The organism is Streptomyces sp. A0642 (genome assembly GCF_004795105.1).
In the GTDB taxonomy this organism is placed as follows: Bacteria; Actinomycetota; Actinomycetes; order Streptomycetales; family Streptomycetaceae; genus Streptomyces.
Genome location: NZ_SSBL01000025.1, coordinates 54,855 through 69,341 on the forward strand (window position 1 = coordinate 54,855; position 14,487 = coordinate 69,341).

Annotated in this window: 14 protein-coding genes; 8 read left to right on the forward strand and 6 right to left on the reverse strand. The window is 71.7% G+C overall.

Features of this window, described 5'->3' with window-relative positions:
• Positions 1 to 2 precede the first annotated feature (2 nt).
• Positions 3 to 1,199, forward strand: a complete 1,197-nt coding sequence (locus E6R60_RS30245; protein WP_136329880.1) for a dipeptidase — start codon at positions 3 to 5, stop codon at positions 1,197 to 1,199.
• Between the two features lie 24 nt (positions 1,200 to 1,223).
• Here E6R60_RS30245 and E6R60_RS30250 read toward each other — a convergent pair whose 3' ends face one another.
• Positions 1,224 to 1,583 (reverse strand): VOC family protein, encoded by a 360-nt coding sequence (locus tag E6R60_RS30250; RefSeq protein WP_136329881.1) that lies wholly within the window; start codon positions 1,581 to 1,583, stop codon positions 1,224 to 1,226.
• A 102-nt stretch (positions 1,584 to 1,685) separates the two neighbouring features.
• Between E6R60_RS30250 and E6R60_RS30255 the strand changes: the two genes are divergently transcribed.
• A complete protein-coding gene (locus E6R60_RS30255) occupies positions 1,686 to 2,198 on the forward strand; it encodes a CGNR zinc finger domain-containing protein (RefSeq protein ID WP_136329882.1) in 513 nt (170 codons plus the stop codon).
• A gap of 16 nt (positions 2,199 to 2,214) precedes the next feature.
• Here E6R60_RS30255 and E6R60_RS30260 read toward each other — a convergent pair whose 3' ends face one another.
• Entirely contained in the window at positions 2,215 to 3,558 is a 1,344-nt protein-coding gene (locus tag E6R60_RS30260) for a UDP-glucose/GDP-mannose dehydrogenase family protein (protein WP_136329883.1), read from the reverse strand.
• A gap of 174 nt (positions 3,559 to 3,732) precedes the next feature.
• Here E6R60_RS30260 and E6R60_RS30265 point away from each other — a divergent pair, with 174 nt between their 5' ends.
• A complete protein-coding gene (locus E6R60_RS30265; RefSeq protein ID WP_136329918.1) occupies positions 3,733 to 4,890 on the forward strand; it encodes an acyl-CoA dehydrogenase family protein in 1,158 nt (385 codons plus the stop codon).
• A gap of 237 nt (positions 4,891 to 5,127) precedes the next feature.
• Here the strand turns inward: E6R60_RS30265 and E6R60_RS30270 are convergent, their stop codons facing one another.
• On the reverse strand, positions 5,128 to 5,772 hold the full coding sequence (locus E6R60_RS30270; RefSeq protein WP_136329919.1) for a DNA alkylation repair protein: 645 nt from the start codon (positions 5,770 to 5,772) through the stop codon (positions 5,128 to 5,130).
• A gap of 223 nt (positions 5,773 to 5,995) precedes the next feature.
• Here E6R60_RS30270 and E6R60_RS30275 point away from each other — a divergent pair, with 223 nt between their 5' ends.
• The 3 genes from E6R60_RS30275 to E6R60_RS30285 all read left to right on the forward strand — a co-directional run bounded on the left by E6R60_RS30275 (position 5,996) and on the right by E6R60_RS30285 (position 7,994).
• On the forward strand, positions 5,996 to 6,433 hold the full coding sequence (locus E6R60_RS30275; RefSeq protein WP_136329884.1) for a hypothetical protein: 438 nt from the start codon (positions 5,996 to 5,998) through the stop codon (positions 6,431 to 6,433).
• A 281-nt stretch (positions 6,434 to 6,714) separates the two neighbouring features.
• Positions 6,715 to 7,191: a hypothetical protein gene (locus E6R60_RS30280; RefSeq protein ID WP_136329885.1), complete on the forward strand. Its 477-nt coding sequence runs from the start codon at positions 6,715 to 6,717 to the stop codon at positions 7,189 to 7,191.
• Complete coding sequence (locus tag E6R60_RS30285) at positions 7,188 to 7,994, forward strand: class I SAM-dependent methyltransferase (RefSeq protein WP_136329886.1); 807 nt, start codon at positions 7,188 to 7,190, stop codon at positions 7,992 to 7,994. The genes E6R60_RS30280 and E6R60_RS30285 overlap by 4 nt, the downstream gene beginning before the upstream one ends.
• A gap of 65 nt (positions 7,995 to 8,059) precedes the next feature.
• On the opposite strand, the gene E6R60_RS30290 is transcribed toward E6R60_RS30285, so the two are convergent.
• Complete coding sequence (locus E6R60_RS30290) at positions 8,060 to 9,355, reverse strand: LCP family protein (RefSeq protein WP_136329887.1); 1,296 nt, start codon at positions 9,353 to 9,355, stop codon at positions 8,060 to 8,062.
• A 119-nt stretch (positions 9,356 to 9,474) separates the two neighbouring features.
• Between E6R60_RS30290 and E6R60_RS30295 the strand changes: the two genes are divergently transcribed.
• A complete protein-coding gene (locus E6R60_RS30295; protein ID WP_136329888.1) occupies positions 9,475 to 10,023 on the forward strand; it encodes an acyl-CoA thioesterase in 549 nt (182 codons plus the stop codon).
• A gap of 16 nt (positions 10,024 to 10,039) precedes the next feature.
• On the opposite strand, the gene E6R60_RS30300 is transcribed toward E6R60_RS30295, so the two are convergent.
• Complete coding sequence (locus E6R60_RS30300) at positions 10,040 to 11,404, reverse strand: LCP family protein (protein ID WP_136329889.1); 1,365 nt, start codon at positions 11,402 to 11,404, stop codon at positions 10,040 to 10,042.
• Positions 11,405 to 11,685: 281 nt separating this feature from the next.
• Between E6R60_RS30300 and E6R60_RS30305 the strand changes: the two genes are divergently transcribed.
• Entirely contained in the window at positions 11,686 to 12,717 is a 1,032-nt protein-coding gene (locus tag E6R60_RS30305) for a glycosyltransferase family 2 protein (RefSeq protein ID WP_136329890.1), read from the forward strand.
• A 145-nt stretch (positions 12,718 to 12,862) separates the two neighbouring features.
• On the opposite strand, the gene E6R60_RS30310 is transcribed toward E6R60_RS30305, so the two are convergent.
• Complete coding sequence (locus tag E6R60_RS30310; protein WP_346766095.1) at positions 12,863 to 14,341, reverse strand: LCP family protein; 1,479 nt, start codon at positions 14,339 to 14,341, stop codon at positions 12,863 to 12,865.
• Positions 14,342 to 14,487 lie beyond the last annotated feature (146 nt).

Here is a 14,487-nt window from a genome sequence, read left to right on the forward strand (position 1 = left end):
CCGTGACGGACCGACTGGACCGGGCCCGGGCACTCCTCGCGGAGTACCCCGTCGTCGACGGCCACAACGACCTGCCGTGGGCGCTGCGCGAGCAGGTCGGCTACGACCTGGACGCCCGCGACATCGCCACCGACCAGTCGGCCCACCTCCACACCGACATCCCCCGGCTGCGCGCCGGGGGAGTCGGAGCCCAGTTCTGGTCCGTGTACGTACGGTCCGACATGGCGGGCGACACCGCCGTCGCCGCCACCCTGGAACAGATCGACGCCGTCGCCGAACTGCTGGAACGCCACCCCGCCGACCTGCGCCGCGCCCTGACGGCCGACGACATGGAGGCGGCCCGCTCCGAGGGCCGGATCGCCTCCCTGATGGGGGCCGAGGGCGGCCACTCCATCCACAACTCGCTGGGCACCCTGCGCGCCCTGCACGCTCTGGGCGTCCGCTACATGACGCTCACCCACAACGACAACATCGCCTGGGCGGACTCGGCGACGGACGCCCCGGGCGTCGGCGGCCTCTCCCCGTTCGGCCACGAGGTCGTACGGGAGATGAACCGGACCGGCATGCTGGTGGACCTCTCGCACGTCGCGGCGACGACGATGCGCGACGCGCTCGCCACCTCGACCGCGCCGGTGATGTTCTCGCACTCCTCGGCGCGGGCGGTCTGCGACCACCCGCGCAACATCCCCGACGACGTCCTCGCACAGCTCCCGGCCAACGGGGGCATCGCCATGGCGACCTTCGTGCCGAAGTTCGTGCTGCCGGAGGCCGTCGCCTGGACGAACGCCGCGGACGCCAACATGCGGGACCACGGACTGCACCACCTGGACACCACCGAGCGGGCGATGAAGATCCACGCCGCGTTCGAGGCGGCCCACCCCCGCCCGAGGGCGACGGTGGCCACGATCGCCGACCACCTCGACCACATGCGCGAGGTCGCCGGGGCCGACCACATCGGCATCGGCGGCGACTACGACGGCACCGCGTTCCTCCCGCAGGGCCTCGAAGACGTCGCCGGCTATCCGAACCTGATCGCGGAGCTCCTGGGCCGCGGCTGGTCGACCGCCGACCTCGCCAAGCTCACCTGGCAGAACGCGGTGCGGGTGCTGCGCGCCGCCGAGGACGTGGCCCGGGACCTGCAGGCCCGCCGCGCCCCGTCCCACGCCACGATCGAGCAGCTGGACGCCCCGGGGGCCTGAGCCCTCGGGGCGGCCGCGCGCGTCTCAGCCGGCGCAGAGACAGAACGGGTGCCCCGCCGGATCGGCGTAGACCCGGAAGGTCCGCTCCCGGTCCTCCGCGTCGAGCACCGTCGCTCCCAGCGCCAGCACCTCCTTCTCGGCCGCGTCGAGGTCCGGCACGGTCAGATCCAGATGGAACTGCTGCGACGCGTCCGGACGCGGCCACTGCGGCGGTACGAATCCGGGCGCGGCCTGGAAGGCGAGCGGCGTGCCGGTGACTCCGGCGAGATCCACCCAGTCCTCGTGCCGCTCGGCCCTCCCGCCGAGCAGTCCGACGTAGAAACCGGCCAGGGCGACGGGGTCGGGGCAGTCCAGGACGACGGAGCCCAGCTTGGCTACGGCCATGACGTTCTCTCCTCGGTCAGGTGCGGACAGGTGGTTACCGGTTGAGCTCGTCAACCGGTCACCGTTACTGCATGCTCCCGCAATGGAGGTAACGTCGCAACCATGAATGAGAGGGATTCCGCGCCCGGCGGGCTCGCGCTGGTCGAAGCCCTGGTCAACACCCTGAACGTCGAGACCGGTGCGGACGCCCTCGACACGGCCGCCGGACGCGCCGCGCTCGACCTCGCCGAGCCGGACGTCCCGGCCGCCCGCGTCCTCCGCGAGGCCCTGCGCGCCGCCTGCCTCGCCCATGCCGGCCACCACCCGTCCGATGCCGCCCCGGTGTCCGTGCTCGACCGGCTCCTCGCCGGCGCGCCGCTGCGCGTCACGGTGGACGAGGAGGGCGCGGCTTCGCTGCGCCCCGTCGAGGAGCCGCCCGGGCTGACCGCCCGGGTCGCCGCGGCCGTCGCCGCCGCGTCGGCCGACGGCGCCTGGGCCCGGCTCAAGGCGTGCGAGGCGGCGGACTGCCGCTGGGTGTACTACGACCGCAGCCCGGGGGGACGCCGCCGGTGGTGCTCCATGTCGGTGTGCGGGGCCCGGGCGAAGATGCGCACGTACCGCGCGAAACGCGACTGAGGGGCGGGCTCCCGGCTCAGGCCTTCGGCCGTCCCATCGCCCGGTACGTCCAGCCGGCCTCGCGCCACACCGCCGGGTCCAGGGCGTTGCGCCCGTCCAGGATGATGCGGCGGCCGGCGACCTGGCCCAGCGCCTCCGGGTCCAGCTCGCGGAACTCGCGCCACTCGGTGAGGTGGAGCACGGCATCCGCGCCGCGCACGGCGTCGAGAGCGGTGTCGGCGTAGCCGAGGGTGGGGAAGAGCCGCCGGGCGTTGTCCATGCCCTTCGGGTCGAACACCGTGACCTGGGCGCCCTGGAGGTGGATCTGCCCGGCGACGTTCAGCGCCGGTGAGTCGCGTACGTCGTCCGAGTCCGGCTTGAACGTCGCGCCCAGCACGGCGACCCGCTTGCCGAGGAAGGAGTCGCCGCCGACGGCCTCCCGGGCCAGTTCCACCATGTGGCCGCGCCGGCGCATGTTGATGGAGTCGACCTCACGGAGGAAGGTCAGCGCCTGGTCGGCACCCAGCTCGCCGGCGCGCGCCATGAAGGCGCGGATGTCCTTGGGGAGGCAGCCGCCGCCGAAGCCGATCCCGGCCCGCAGGAACTTCTTCCCGATGCGCTCGTCGTGGCCGATCGCCTCGGCGAGCTTCACCACGTCGCCGTCGGCGGCCTCGCAGACCTCCGCCATGGCGTTGATGAACGAGATCTTGGTGGCGAGGAAGGAGTTGGCGGAGGTCTTCACCAGTTCGGCGGTCGGGAAGTCCGTCACCACGAAGGGGGAGCCCTCCGCGACCGGTCCGGCGTACACCTCGCGCAGCGTCTTCTCGGCGCGCTCGCTCTCCACGCCGACGACGATCCGGTCCGGGTGCAGGGTGTCGTTGACGGCGAAGCCCTCGCGCAGGAACTCCGGGTTCCAGGCCAGCTCGGCGCCCTCGCCCACGGGGGCGAGCTCGACGAGCCGCGCCGCGAGCCGGGCAGCGGAGCCGACCGGCACGGTGGACTTGCCGACGACCAGCGCGGGCCGCGTCAGGAGGGGGGCGAGCGAATCGAAGGCGCTCTCCACGTAACTCATGTCGCACGCGTATTCGCCGTGCTTCTGCGGCGTATTGGTGCAGACGAAATGAACATCGCCGAATTCCGCCACCTCTTCCCACGAGGTGGTGAACCGCAGCCGCCCGGTGGATCCGTCGATGCCCGCGACATGCTTCTTCAGGATCTCTTCCAGCCCCGGCTCGTACATCGGGACCCGGCCGGCGGAGAGCATCTCGATCTTCTCGGGCACGACGTCGAGGCCCAGGACCTCGAAGCCCAGTTCCGCCATGGCCGCGGCGTGGGTGGCGCCGAGGTAGCCGGTGCCGATCACAGTGATCCTGAGGGCCATGTAGTGCTCCTGTGAGGTGCGGACAGACGTGCGGTGAACGAGCATAGTCCTGCCTTTGAAACGTCCCATTCCGGCTGTCGCGAAGCTCACGGCCCCAGCACGTATGCCTACGCCGGGGGAGACGCCTAAAATTGGGTTACTTAACGGTAGTTAGCATCTTGGGGAGTGAGCGTCTTGGCGGGTTCGACCGATTTCGACCTGTACCGTCCGGCCGAGGAGCACGACATGCTCCGTGAGACGGTGCGCGCGCTCGCCGAGGCGAAGATCGCCCCGCACGCGGCCGCGGTCGACGAGGAGGCCCGCTTCCCGCAGGAGGCGCTGGACGCCCTCACCGCCGCCGACCTGCACGCGGTCCACGTACCGGAGGAGTACGGCGGCGCGGGCGCCGACGCGCTCGCCACGGTCATCGTGATCGAGGAGGTCGCCCGTGCCTGCGTCTCCTCCTCCCTCATCCCCGCGGTGAACAAGCTCGGCTCGCTCCCGGTGATCCTGTCCGGTTCCGAGGACCTGAAGAAGAAGTACCTCGGCCCGCTCGCCAAGGGCGACGCGATGTTCTCGTACGCGCTCTCCGAGCCGGACGCGGGCTCCGACGCCGCCGGCATGAAGACCCGGGCCGTGCGCGACGGCGACTTCTGGGTCCTCAACGGCGTGAAGCGCTGGATCACGAACGCGGGCGTCTCCGAGTACTACACGGTCATGGCGGTCACCGACCCGACCAAGCGCTCCAAGGGCATCTCGGCCTTCGTCGTCGAGAAGTCGGACGAGGGCGTCTCCTTCGGCGCCCCGGAGAAGAAGCTGGGCATCAAGGGCTCCCCGACCCGCGAGGTCTACTTCGACAACGTCCGCATCCCCGCCGACCGCATGATCGGCGAGGAGGGCACCGGCTTCGCCACCGCGATGAAGACCCTGGACCACACCCGCATCACGATCGCGGCCCAGGCGCTCGGCGTCGCCCAGGGCGCGCTGGACTACGCCAAGGGCTACGTCCAGGAGCGCAAGCAGTTCGGCAAGCCGATCGGCGACTTCCAGGGCGTCCAGTTCATGCTCGCCGACATGGCCATGAAGCTGGAAGCGGCCCGCCAGCTCACCTACTCGGCCGCCGCCAAGTCCGAGCGCCTCGACGCCGACCTCACCTTCTTCGGCGCCGCGGCCAAGTGCTTCGCCTCCGACGTCGCGATGGAGATCACCACGGACGCCGTCCAGCTGCTCGGCGGCTACGGCTACACGCGGGACTACCCGGTGGAGCGGATGATGCGCGACGCCAAGATCACCCAGATCTACGAGGGAACGAACCAGGTCCAGCGCATCGTGATGGCGCGCAACCTGCCGTAACGGCCGGCGGCTCCCGCGCCCCGCACCCGCGCACGTCGGGGTGCGGGGCGCTGTCGTGGCCCTAGGGCGTGTTTTGAAAGTCCCGCCTGCCCCGCGACGCCTGGCACGCACGCTCGCCGCGTTGTGGAAATGCCCTAGTAGCTCCGCTACGAGACCATGTCCACGCCTTGCGATCGCACGCACCAGACGCCGCGGGGCCCGCCCTTCGGGCGGACGGCGCTACTGTCGAAACACGCCCTAACCGCCCTGCTGCCGGCGCACGATCTCGGTGATCCATACGGGCGCGTACGGCGACGTGCAGCCTGGGGGCGTCGGGTAGTCCTTGAGCACCTCCAGGCGCTCGCCGATGGCGAGGGCACGGGCGCGGTGCCCGGGGTGCGTGATCCCGATCTGCGCCAGGCAGTGGTTCATCGCCCACTGCAGGCGGTCCGGGGCGTCCTTCATCTCCGCCTCGATGACGTCGAGCAGTCCCGCGAGGTCGAGGCCCTCGGGCTTCTTCGCCACGCGCTCGGTGGTCAGCGCCCAGCCGGCCGCGGCGACCACCGGGTCCGGATCGGCGGACCAGGCGAGGCGCAGCTCTTCGGCGTGCGGGCTCTTCTTCACCACGTAGTTCACGAGCCAGTCGTGCACCTTGGGCGCGCGCGCCTCGCGCACCATGGCGTCCAACTCCTCCCGCCCGAACGCCTTCGGACGGCAGATCAGGATCGCCAGCAGCCGTGCCGCGGTGTCGTCCGTCGCCCAGAGCTCGCCGGCGAGCTCCTGCTGGGTCTTCAGCCGCTTCGCGATCGCCCGCAGCTTGCCGAGGTTCACACCGTGGTCGTCGCCGTGTCTCGCGTTGACCGCGCGTGCCTTCGGGTCGTCGAGCGAGGCGAGCTCGGCCATCACCGCGTCCACTGTCGTCCCGGCCACCGGAACCTCCCGTTCCTCGCGTACGGCCCGAGCCTACGACGGCTGCCGGAGGCCCGGCCCGCTGAACTGCGCCGGGCGCGAGCGCGGCAGACCGTACGGTGTGATCGCCCTGCGCGGGCCCCGGCGGTCCGCCGCTGGATGTTCGCCGTGTATGAGGGCTCCCTCGTCGCGAACCCGATCGAAGGACTGACCACCCATGGGGAAGAGCACCGCAGTACGCCACACGAAGAGGTACTACCTCGCCTACGGGGCGGTCGGTGAAGCGGCCCTGGGCGCCGCGTTGTGGATATGGACCGTCAGCAGTGGCGCGAGGCGTGAGGAGGACTTCGGACCCGGCGTTCCCGGTGCGTCGTGGGGGACGCTCCTGGTGGCGGCGATCGTGATCGCCGCGGTGGCAGGCGGAATCATCGTGCTCCAGCGCGGCGTCCCGCGAGGCGTGCGCTGGGCGGTGACCCTCACCGCAGCGATGTCCGCGGGGGCGCTGGGCCCGATCGCCCTGCTGCTCATGGTGCGGCCGTCGACGGCCGGCGCCCTGGTGGCGGTGGGCATCCTCGGGATGGGCGTCTGTGGGGCAGGGGTGGTGCGCGCGCCGTTGCCTCGGGAGCCCGGAACCCGCGCCGGCCGGTCCGCCTGACGGCGAACGCCCGGTCGGGGGCCCGCCGGCCGAACCGGCCGGCGCGAGGGCAACGGAGGCGCGGGCGCCCTCACCAGCCCTCACCGGTGCGGACCCGCCCGCCGCAGGGTGCCCGTCAGGGCGGGCGCGGACGGGACGCGAACACCCCGGTGTGTGCTGTCGCCGTGGCGGCCGCACTGTTCGCCGCCTCGGTGTGCGTCTGAACAACAGGGTGACGGGCGGCGTGAACGACGCACGCCCGGGCGGGAGCGGCCCGGTCCCGTGGCGTACCTTCCCTCTCCATGACGGATATCGACACGCTCACCGTCCTGTTCCAGGCGCTGGGGGCCGACGACGCATCGGGCTGGGCCGAGTCGGAGGCCGAGGAGGACATCCCTCAGCTGGCCCGCTTCAGGTTCCTGCGCATGGCGTGGCAGGACATCGACGCGTGGAGCTCGGCGGCTCCGGCATGGGTCGAGGCCTACCGGGAGGGGGGTCCGGCGAGCGCGGCCGTCGAACGGGCGTTGCGGCTGGGGATGACGCCCGGCGAGCTGGGCGAGATCGCCCGGGAGGTCGCGAGGGAGACCGCGTTCGGGCTCCTCTGCGGGCTGGCCGATCCCGGGGACGGCGATCTGCCGCCCGAGACCGTGGCGCGGTTGCCCGGCTGGCGTCTGGCCGAACTGTCGCCGGAGGGGGAGCCGACGGGGCGGATCCTGGGCGCGCTCCACGAGGACCTGGACGAGGTGGAGCCGCAAGGCCCGTCGGGAGGAGCCCGGTGACCGCGTTCGACGTGAGTGAGCGGCGGATCTGGGACGGCCGCGCCGGGAGCTACGCCCGCACCTTCGCCCGCCTCTGCGCCCATACGGTCCCCGCTCTGCTGGACGCCGCGTCCACCGCCGCGGGGACGCGCCTGCTCGACGTGGGGTGCGGCAGCGGCAGCGTGACGGTGGCCGCCGCCGGACGCGGTGCCCTCGTACGGGCCGTGGACGCCGAACCCGGCATGGTCGCGGCCACCCGGCGGGCGGCGCCCGGAGTCGACGTGCGCATCGGCGCGCTGCCCCAGCTGCCCTACCAGGACGGCGAGTTCGACGCCGTCGTGGCGAACTTCGTGCTCAACCACGTCGGCCGGCCGCTGGACGCGCTCGTCGAACTGCGCCGGGTCACCCGTCCCGGCGGCCGGATCGCCGTCACCATCTGGCAGGTGCCGGGGAGCCCGGGCCAGGCGTTGATCGGCCGGGCTGCCCAGGCCGCCGGGCTGGTCCGGCCGGACTGGCTGGCCGGGGTCGACGAGGAACACGACTTCCCGCGGACCCCGGACGGGCTGGGAGCGCTGCTGTCGGCCGCCGGACTCGGGGACGTACGGAGTGAACGGGTGGACTGGGACCACCGGGCCCACGCCGAGGACTGGTGGGCGGGGCCCGCGGCCGGGGTCGCCGCGATCGGGCAGCTCGTCCACAGCCGCGGTCCGGAGGGCGTGGCCGCCGCCAAGCGGGAGTACGACCTGTTGTGCGGGGAGTTCGAGGGCGAGGACGGCCTGTTGGTGCTGCCGCACGCGGCGGTGCTGGCCCACGGGGCGGCGTAGACGGACGGCCGGACAGCCCGGGGCCCGGACGGTTCAGCCGTCCGGGCCCCGGGTGACGTCCGCGGTCAGCTGCCGGTGACCGTGACCTTCTCGTCGTTGTTGAGCTGCTCGACGAGCTGCTTGACCTTGGCCTTGTCCCAGACGAGGTTGTTGCCCGTGGAGCCGGAGATCGGCATGTTCAGCGACGCGCCGTCGCCGCCCGTGACGCCCTTCATCGCGAAGAACATCTGGCCCAGGTCCCAGAGCGACATGTCCTTGTCGACGATGAGGGTGTCCAGACCCGCGCCCATCGTCGGGTACAGCTTGAACGGGTTGATGATCGTCGACGGCGTCGCCGTCTGGCTCGCCAGCGCCGCGAGGAACTTCTGCTGGTTCTTCGTACGGTCCAGGTCGGAGGCGAAGGCGTGCCGGGTCCGGACGAAGGCGAGGGCCTGCTGGCCGTCGAGCGTCTGCTTCCCGGCCTGGAAGTCGGCGCCGGAGTACTTGTCCTTGAACGCCTTGGGGATGTCCAGCTCCACGCCGCCGATGGCGTCCACGATCTTGGCGAAGCCGCCGAAGCCGATCTCGACGTAGTGGTCGATGTGCAGCCCGGTGTTGAACTCGACGGTGCGGACGAGGAGCTCGGGGCCGTCCTCGGCGTACGCGGCGTTCAGCTTCGTCGTACGGCCCTTGCCCTCGTACCTCTTGCCGGACTCGGAGCCGACGAACGAGGGGATCTCGACGTTCGAGTCACGGGGCAGCGAGACCAGCGTCGGGCCGTTGGAGCCGTCGTGCAGGATCATCATCGAGTCGGTCCGCTTGCCCTCGGCGGAACCGGTGTGGAGCCTCTTCTTGTCCTCGGACGTCATGCCCGCGCGGCTGTCGGAGCCGACGATCAGGTAGTTCGTGCCGTCGCCCGCCTTCGGACGCTCGATGACCTTCGAGAGATCGACCTCGCGCTTCAGCTTGGAGTCGGCCCAGAAGTACGTGCCCACGGAGACGGCGAGCACCACGACCACGAGGGCCAGCGCGCCGATCTTGATCCGGCGGCGCCAGTCGGGCGCTGCCGTCGGGCGGCCCTGGACGTATCCGCCGTCGCCGGGCCCGCCGCCGTATCCGCCACCGCCGCGACCGCCCTGGCCACCGCCGTAGACCTGCCCCGTGTTGTAGCCGCTGTCGTACTCGGGGGCGTCGCCGTAGCCGCCGGGCTGCTGCGGCACCTGCGGCGGCCTCGCCGGCGCGGGGCGCTGCTGGGGCGGGGCGGGGCGGCGCTGGACGTGCGGCATCGAGCGGGCGCTCTCGGGCCGGTCGCTCCCGCTGCCCTGCCCGTAGCGGTTTCCGCTGCGGTTGTCGTCGGTCCAGCCCTCGGGCCAATCGTTCATGCGACCCAGTGTGCAGGTGTGGGCCACCGCTCTTACAGGGGGTGAGGGAAATCGGGCCAGGGCTGTTGCGAAGCTGATGCATTGCGACGGGCTCCCGGCCCCCGCATAAGGTGGAGGGCATGACAGATCAGGCCCCGCGCCCGGAGGGCGACATTCCGGGCAAGCCGACCGCGGCCTCCCGGACGACCCTCAGCCACATCATGACCGGCAGCGACACGAATCTGCTGGGTACGGTGCACGGCGGCGTGATCATGAAACTGGTCGACGACGCGGCGGGCGCCGTGGCCGGACGGCACTCCGGCGGACCCGCGGTGACGGCCTCGATGGACGAAATGGTCTTCCTGGAGCCGGTCCGCGTCGGTGACCTTGTTCACGTCCGCGCCCAGGTGAACTGGACGGGCCGCTCCTCCATGGAGGTCGGCGTCCGGGTCATGGCCGAACGCTGGAACGAGTCGACCCCGGCCCAGCAGGTCGGCAGCGCGTACCTGGTGTTCGCGGCGGTCGACGCGGACGGCAGGCCGCGCCGGGTGCCGCCCGTGATCCCGGGGACGGAGCGCGACAACCGGCGCTACCAGGAGGCGCAGATCCGGCGCACCCACCGGCTGGCCCGGCGCCGCGCGATCAAGGAACTGCGCGAGAAGCGCGCCGCCGAGGGCATCGAGGACTGAGGGCCCGGCCGGACGGCTACGGGCAGACCACCTCGTCGCCCTTCACCGCGCCGAACCTGCCCGGGGCGGGATCAGCCGCCCGGACCCGCTCGACCTTCCGGTAGTCCGCGCCCGCGGTCACGTTCATCGTGCTGCCCTGTCCGGTCACGGCCCTCAGCTCCGCCCCCGGGAGAGCCGCCGCCAGGGTCCTCGCGGACCGGTCCCAGCGCGGGTCGTACGTGACCAGGGTGCGCTTCAGGTCGCGCTGCGGTGCGGTCAGCGGGGCGCGGGTGGTGTCGAAGCCCGTGGCGTGCAGCGCGGTGTCGACCATGGAGCCGAGCCCGTCCCTCGGGGTTCCGTTGTAGACCTGGATCCGGATCTGCTTCGGCGGGACGTCGACCTTCTTCGCCGCCGGCTCCTCGGGCCGGGCCGCGGTGAGCGGCTTGTCGTCGCGCAGCGCCTGGAACAGCTGCTTCGACTTCCGCGGGTCCCATTTGACGGTCGAGCCGATGCCCTTGACCCGGTAGGCGACGTCGCCCATCGGCACGGACGTGAACTCGGACGAGGCGGCGGAGAAGCCCCGCATCGCCTGGCCGAGCTCCAGCATCCGGTCCGTACCGAATCCCCTGTCGGCGCGTACGGACTTCAGCATCGTCGAGGCGACGTCGCGGAACTTCACCGGGTTCAGCAGCACCCCGCTGCTCGTCGCCTGCTTGATCAGCGAGGCCATGAACTTCTGCTGGCGCTGCATGCGGCCCAGGTCGGCGGCGCCGTCGATGTGCCGGGAGCGTACGTACTGGAGCGCCTGCCCGCCGTTCAGCTCGTGGGTTCCCGCGGCGAGGTCGAGGCCGGTGTAGGAGTCCTTCATCGGCCGGGCGGTGCAGATCTTCACGCCGCCGAGGGTGTCGACCGTCGTCATGAAGCTGGTGAAGTCGACCTCCAGATAGTGGTCGATCTTGACGCCCGTCATGTGCTCGACGGTCCGCACGGTCAGGTTCGGGCCGCCCTCGGCGTAGGCGGCGTTCAGTTTCACCGGGTGGGCCGCGTGCTCCTGGCCCGTGGTCGCGTCCCGGTGCTCGGGGATCTCGGCGTAGCTGTCGCGCGGCAGGCTCACGACGCTGGCGCGCTCCTTGTCCGCGGACAGGTGCACCAGCATGATCGTGTCGGTGCAGTGGCAGGGCTCGCCGCCCAGCCGGTACTTCTGCCTCTCGTCCTTGGTGATCTTGTCGCGGCCGTCGGTGCCGACCAGCAGCAGATTCATGCCGTGGCCGCCCGTGGGCCGGTTCTTCATGTCCTTGAACGGGTCGATCCGGTCGATGCCGGACTCCAGACCGGTCACCACGGCGTGGCCGATGCCGCCCGCGCCGAGCACCAGCACGGAGAGCGTGGTAGCCATCCGCATGCCCCAGCGAGGTCTCTCGTCCTGCTTCCTGGGCCGTCCGCGCCGCGGGGGAGCGGCACGGGGTCTCGGCGGACGGGGGGAGCGATGCGGCGTGGGCACGAGGGGACACCTCCGCGGTGCGAGGGGGACCGTTCGCACGGTAGGCCCATACGATCTGCATCCCGGTAAGCGAGTGGGCGGCGCGCGCCGCTGTCCCCCGTTCGCGGTAACGTGGCGGCCGAATGACGCCGCCTGGTGGGGTGCGAGACCCCCGGCGCTCCCGAGGACTCCCCGAGGACCACATGTCTGCCGCGCAGCCCACCGCCGTTTCCGTGATCATGCCGGTGCTCAACGAGGAGCGGCATCTCCGGAACTCCGTCCGGCACATCCTGGAGCAGGAGTACGACGGTGAGATGGAGGTGGTGATCGCCCTCGGCCCGTCCACGGACCGTACGGACGAGATCGCCGCCGAGCTGGTCGCGGAAGACCCCCGGGTCCACACCGTGCCCAACCCCACCGGCCGCACCCCCGCCGCGCTCAACGCCGCGATCAAGGCCTCGCGCCACCCCGTCGTGGTGCGCGTCGACGGCCACGGCATGCTGTCGCCCGACTACATCGCGACCGCCGTCCGGCTCCTGGAGGAGACGGGCGCGCAGAACGTCGGCGGCATCATGCACGCCGAGGGCGAGAACGCCTGGGAGGACGCCGTCGCGGCGGCCATGACGTCGAAGATCGGCGTCGGCAACGCGGCCTTCCACACCGGCGGCCAGGCCGGTCCGGCCGAGACCGTCTACCTGGGCGTGTTCCGCCGGGAGGCCCTGGAGCAGGCGGGCGGCTACAACGTCGAGTTCATCCGCGCCCAGGACTGGGAGCTGAACTTCCGCATCCGCGAGGCCGGCGGGCAGATCTGGTTCTCGCCCGAGCTGCGCGTGCAGTACCGCCCGCGCCCCTCCGTCCGGGCGCTCGCCAAGCAGTACAAGGACTACGGCCGCTGGCGGCACGTCGTCGCCCGCTATCACTCCGGCTCGATCAACCTGCGCTACCTCGCCCCGCCGACCGCCGTCGTCGCGATCGCGGCCGGTCTCGTGGCGGGCGCCGCGGTCACCCCGTGGGCGCTGGTCGTCCCCGCCGGCTACGTCGCGGCCATCGTCGCCGGGTCCCTCCCGGCGGGCAAGGGCCTGTCGCTGAAGGCGCGGGCGCAGATCCCGGTGGCGCTGGCGACGATGCACATGTCGTGGGGGTACGGCTTCCTGACCAGCCCGCGTTCGCTGGCCAGGCGCGTGATCGCCAGCCGCCGTCCGGCACTCACCGAACCGGGCACGCCGGTGGCCTGAGCACTCCGCACGGAAGCGGGGGGACGGAGCGCGCGGCGCGCTCCGTCCCCCCGCTTCCGTGCGCGTACAACCCGCGCGCCCACCCCGGGCGCGCCTCGCCGGAAACGCGCCGCACGGCCCACCCGCGGGGGGCGGGCCGAGCGCTTCAGCTCTTCCCGCCGTCCCACCGGTAGACGGAGTAGACGTCCATGCACGTGCCCTCGTCGGCGGCGTTCAGGTCGTCGGCGCCTTCCGGGAGGTCACCCGCCTCCGCCGCCTTCGGAGCCTCGTACACGGTCCCGTCGCGCCAGTCCGCGCCGACGACGAGGGTCAGCCCGCCGGCCTTCGGGTCGGCCTTGACGGCGGTCTCCGGCAGTCCGAGCGCCTTGGCCACGGAGGCCGCGTCCGCCTTGCCCTGGTCGCTGTCCTCCTGCGCGTAGTGCACGACCGTTTCCTTGCGCGGCTCCGCGGTCCGCGACGCCTTGGCGAGGTCGAAGCCCTTGCCGTTCAGCACCTGGGCGATCTCGGAGGCCCGGCCGTCCCGGGGCGCCTGGCCGAGGCCCGTACCGTTGACCACCGTGAGGTCGAGGGTGCCCGGGGCCGCGGCGGGCGGACCGGCCGGTTTCGCGGAGGCCGACGCCTTCGCCTTCGGTTTGCCGTTCTTGTCGAACGCGACGTCGTCACGGAGCATCTGCCACATCTGGTCCGCGGACTTCTCGATCGGCACGAGCCGGTCCTTGTCCTGCGACCACTCGGCCGTCGGGATCGTCGTCATGGTGATGCGGTTGATCGGCACGTTCTTCAGCTGCATCGACAGGTCGTAGAGCTTCTTGACCGAGCCGATCTCGTCGGAGACCTGGAGCGCCTTGGTCGCCGTCTCCGCGAGGTTCATCAGCCGGCCCGCGTCCGACCACGCGTTCTGCTTCTTCAGCGTGCGGAGCATCGAGTTCATGTACATGTGCTGAGCCTTGGCACGGTTCTGGTCGTTGCCGAACGCGTGCCGGGTGCGCAGCCACTTCAGCGCGTCCTCACCCTTGACCGTGCTGGTCCCCGCCGGCAGCTTGAGGCCGGAGCCACCGCGGACCATCCGTGTCGAGCGGTCCCACACGCCGGTCTTCACGCACACGTCGACGCCGCCGATGGCGTCCGCCATGGCCACCACACCGGCGAAGTCGATCATCACCCAGTGGTCGATGTAGACACCGGTGAGGTTCTCCCAGGTGGTCAGCGTGCAGCCCGGCCCGCCCCGCTGGAGCGACTCGTTGATCGGCTTGTCGACGGTCTCGGCGTACGACTGGCCGGTCTCGTCGTCCTTGCACTCGGGGATCTTGACGATCGTGTCGCGCGGAATGCTGACCAGCGAGGAGCTCTTCCGGTCCGCCGAGATGTGCAGCAGCATCTGGACGTCCGCGCGCGGTTTGTCACCGACGGAGTCCCGGCTGCCGCCGAGCTTCACGTTCGCCGCGCTGTTGCGGCTGTCGGAGCCGATCAGCAGGATGTTGAGAGGGGTCTGGCCCATGGCGTTCGGGTCGGCCTTCTTCACGCCGCTCTCGCCACCGCTGCGCCCACTGCTGCGGATGTTGTTGTTGAGGTGCCGGTAGTAGAGGTATCCGGCGGTGGCCGTCCCCAGTATCAGCACCGACAGCGAGATCGCTATCGCGCGGAATATGCGGCTTTTACGGGACTTCTTGGCCGCCCGTTTACGCGCCTTGCCGCGCCGGTGGCCGCTCCCGCCGTCGCCGATGTCGCTTCCGGCGGTGCGCGGGGACGGGCCGCCCCCGGTGAGGAGAG

Bases quoted from the DNA above. Each gene is read 5' to 3' on its own strand.
- E6R60_RS30260 (WP_136329883.1), bottom strand. From the start codon at position 3,558: ATGGCCCTCAGGATCACTGTGATCGGCACCGGCTACCTCGGCGCCACC.
- E6R60_RS30280 (WP_136329885.1), top strand. From the start codon at position 6,715: ATGACGGATATCGACACGCTCACCGTCCTGTTCCAGGCGCTGGGGGCC.
- E6R60_RS30295 (WP_136329888.1), top strand. From the start codon at position 9,475: ATGACAGATCAGGCCCCGCGCCCGGAGGGCGACATTCCGGGCAAGCCG.
- E6R60_RS30305 (WP_136329890.1), top strand. From the start codon at position 11,686: ATGTCTGCCGCGCAGCCCACCGCCGTTTCCGTGATCATGCCGGTGCTC.
- E6R60_RS30290 (WP_136329887.1), bottom strand. From the start codon at position 9,355: ATGAACGATTGGCCCGAGGGCTGGACCGACGACAACCGCAGCGGAAAC.
- E6R60_RS30300 (WP_136329889.1), bottom strand. From the start codon at position 11,404: ATGCGGATGGCTACCACGCTCTCCGTGCTGGTGCTCGGCGCGGGCGGC.
- E6R60_RS30250 (WP_136329881.1), bottom strand. From the start codon at position 1,583: ATGGCCGTAGCCAAGCTGGGCTCCGTCGTCCTGGACTGCCCCGACCCC.
- E6R60_RS30270 (WP_136329919.1), bottom strand. From the start codon at position 5,772: ATGGCCGAGCTCGCCTCGCTCGACGACCCGAAGGCACGCGCGGTCAAC.
- E6R60_RS30275 (WP_136329884.1), top strand. From the start codon at position 5,996: ATGGGGAAGAGCACCGCAGTACGCCACACGAAGAGGTACTACCTCGCC.
- E6R60_RS30255 (WP_136329882.1), top strand. From the start codon at position 1,686: ATGAATGAGAGGGATTCCGCGCCCGGCGGGCTCGCGCTGGTCGAAGCC.